The organism is Mesorhizobium sp. M6A.T.Ce.TU.002.03.1.1, assembly GCF_003997275.1.
GTDB classification, from domain to species: Bacteria; Pseudomonadota; Alphaproteobacteria; order Rhizobiales; family Rhizobiaceae; genus Mesorhizobium; species Mesorhizobium mediterraneum.
Map to the genome: position 1 here is coordinate 1 of NZ_RZTI01000264.1, position 2,161 is coordinate 2,161.

A 2,161-nucleotide genomic window follows, 5' to 3' on the forward strand; every position below is an offset into this window, starting at 1 on the left:
CGGTAAAGGAAACGGTCTGCGGGCTGACGATCGGCAGCGTCGAGGCCACCTTGCCGCCCTGGCTGGCGCGGGCGTCGAACTGGTCGTCCCAGTTGCCGCGGCCCGAGGATTTCAGGATATCCCCGATCACGTCCTGCGCGCTGGCGCCACCGGCAAGCATCGTCGCTGCCAACGCGGAGGCTCCGGAAAGGAAGAAACGGCGACTGGTTCTCATGTACGCTCCAGACAGTCTTGTAACAATTCTCTTCACAGGGCGATCCCGCCCGCACTCTAGAGTTGGCGTTCTTAACAATCAGCCAACCATGGCCCCTTCGGTTGTGAGAACGCGCCGGGGGCGACGCGCGTTCAGGGAGACGCTTGGCTTTCGCTGCTAACATCACCCGCATTCTCGCTTTCACCGGGAATATGGCGGCAACGTGGCCCTGACCGTGATTTGGATCGGCTGGCCCTCACGAAACGGAAAGACCGGTGCTTTTCGGCACCGGTCTTTAGCTCGCTTCCGACCGCGCTTCTTCGGCGCGGCTTTCCGCTAGAAGTGACGTATGCCTTACATCCGGTAGGCGATGGTGTCGTTCCAGAAGCGATCCAGCCGCTGCAGGGCGCGGTTCATCTGCTTGAATTCTTCCGTGTTGATGCCGCCGACCTGCTCGACCGAGCCGACATGGCGCTCGTAGAGGCCGCCGACGACTTCCGCCACCTCACTGCCCTTCGGCGTCAGCGAGACCCGCACCGAACGGCGATCGATGCGCGAGCGCTGGTGGTTGATGAAGCCGAGATCGACCAGCTTCTTCAGATTGTAGGAGACGTTCGAGCCGAGATAGTAGCCGCGCGAGCGCAGTTCGCCGGCGGTCAGCTCCGAATTGCCGATATTGAAGAGCAGCAGCGCCTGGATGGCGTTGATGTCGGAACGGCCGTTGCGGTCGAATTCGTCCTTGATCACGTCAAGCAGGCGGCGGTGCAGCCGCTCCACCAGCTGCAGCGATTCCATGTACAGCGAACGGATTGCTTCGCGGCGGTCATCGGATACGTTGGCGGTCTTCGCCGCCGGACGGGAATTGATCATTGTCTTTGCCTCTCGTTTGTCGCCTGGTGATTTTTTGTTTTTCACCTTGATCGCGACACTATCGAATACTCATAAAATTCGACTTAAACGCTAGGGCTAACAAGAGCTTACCGGTAAGAGGTTTCGAAAGAGGCTTAACGAAGGGTCACCCGAACAAGGATGATTAACCTAAAGGTTTAGCCAATGATTCCGGGCGGAAATTTGCGCGCCCACTGGGACGCGCGGCGCTATTCTTGTTGTGCATCGGATTGTCCCAAAACCGGTTCCGACTTTTGGGTCCGATGCTCTATCGCGGCGTCTGCCGCTTCTGCAGCCAGATCACCACGCGAAAGACGATGTAGAGCAGCGCCACCGCCGCATGCGAAGCGACGATCAGCAGGCGGTGGCCGAACAGTTCGGGAAAGCCGGCATACATGACGGTCTCGGTCACCGCGCAGATGACCCAGATCACCGGCCCCCAGGAGGCCAGCATCCACAAGCCGGCAGCGGCGAAGGGAAAGAAGACGGCGAGCATCACCGCCGCCACCTGCCAATGCACCGGCATCAGGTCGAAGCGCCACAACGGGCCGGGATAGAAGCCGATCAGCCGGATCCAGTACAAAATCCCGAACAACAGGCAGTAGCCGGATACGACGCGCTGGAACCAGGCGAAGATGATCTCGACCGTCGAGGGCTGGAGCACGACGCGTCTCGACGTGACCTCGCTCACAGTTCGAGTTCCCGTTCGCCGAGCGGCGCGAAATAGGCGTCGACATCGGCAGCGCTGATCTTGTCGATGCCTGCCGGCCGCCAGAGCGGTGTCGAGCCCTTGTCGATGATGGCGGCGCGAATGCCTTCGTAGAAATCGTGGCCGGCAAGCATGCGGTTGAGGATGCGGAACTCCATACGCATGCACTCGTCCATCGACAGCGTCAGCCCGGCACTGATCTCGCGCCAGGCGACATGCAGGCTGGTCGGCGAGCGGGAGTGGATCGTCGCCAGCGTCTTGGCCGCGAACGCATCGGTGAGCGCAGCTCGTTCCAGACTACCGATGACGTCACCCAGCGACGGTTGCGCGAAATGGCGGGCGATCGCCTCCAACGTCCGCCTGTCCGTCTC

General features: G+C 61.0%; 3 protein-coding genes and 1 pseudogene. All 4 read right to left on the bottom strand.

The window, feature by feature from the left end; genetic code table 11:
- A pseudogene (locus EOC93_RS33325) lies at positions 1 to 214 on the bottom strand (murein L,D-transpeptidase); the annotation flags it as partial.
- A gap of 333 nt (positions 215 to 547) precedes the next feature.
- The gene (locus EOC93_RS33330) at positions 548 to 1,063 is read right to left on the bottom strand and encodes a winged helix DNA-binding protein (RefSeq protein WP_127206735.1); all 516 of its coding nucleotides are present in this window, start codon (positions 1,061 to 1,063) and stop codon (positions 548 to 550) included.
- A gap of 286 nt (positions 1,064 to 1,349) precedes the next feature.
- A complete protein-coding gene (locus EOC93_RS33335; RefSeq protein ID WP_127206736.1) occupies positions 1,350 to 1,772 on the bottom strand; it encodes a DUF6163 family protein in 423 nt (140 codons plus the stop codon).
- Positions 1,769 to 2,161: enoyl-CoA hydratase/isomerase family protein (locus tag EOC93_RS33340; protein ID WP_206532302.1), on the bottom strand; the 393-nt coding region annotated here is incomplete at its 5' end. The genes EOC93_RS33340 and EOC93_RS33335, both read right to left, overlap by 4 nt.